Source organism: Brachybacterium sp. HMSC06H03 (genome assembly GCF_001807385.1).
Taxonomy (GTDB): Bacteria; Actinomycetota; Actinomycetes; order Actinomycetales; family Dermabacteraceae; genus Brachybacterium; species Brachybacterium conglomeratum.
On the sequence record NZ_KV788886.1, the window covers coordinates 1 to 563 of the forward strand.

Sequence of the window (563 nt, forward strand, 5' to 3'; positions counted from 1 at the left end):
CCGCGGCGGGCGGCGGAGCGGGAGCGGGCGGCACGGGCCCCGACCTCGGCGAGGGTGCCGGCGGCGCGGTCCTCGAGGCCGTAGGACTGCACGGTGCGGGTCGCGGCGAGGAGCTCCTGGGCGGTGTCCGCGAGGGCGGCGGCGTCCGTCCTGGCGGCGGTCTCGCGGCGTGCCCCGCTGCGTCCGGCCAGGATGCTGACCAGGGCGGCGAGGACCGCGGCCAGGATCGGCACGGCAGCCAGGGACGGGGCGATCGCGAGCACCGTGATCAGCAGCGTGACCAGCGCGATCACGGCCCCGAGGAGGCGCGGTCCGGCACGGCCGACGAGGTCGCGCAGGCTCGCCACGTCCTCGAGCAGCGGGGTTGCGGCGCCCTCGAGGTCCTCGATGTCCCGGCCGGGGCTGAGGCGATGGAGGTGGTGCAGCAGGCGGGAGCGCAGCCCGGTCGCGGCGCGGGAGCCGGCGCCGTCCAGGGATGTGGACGCGAGCGCGCGCAGACCCACCCCGATCAGTGCGGCCACGGCGAGGCCGATCGCGGCGGGGAGGGCGGCCGACGGGCCGGC

At 79.0% G+C, this 563-nt stretch carries 1 protein-coding gene; it reads right to left on the bottom strand.

Going from position 1 to position 563, the window contains the following annotated elements; genetic code table 11:
- Window positions 1–563: ABC transporter transmembrane domain-containing protein (locus tag HMPREF3159_RS12040; RefSeq protein WP_141748203.1), on the bottom strand; the 563-nt coding region annotated here is incomplete at both ends.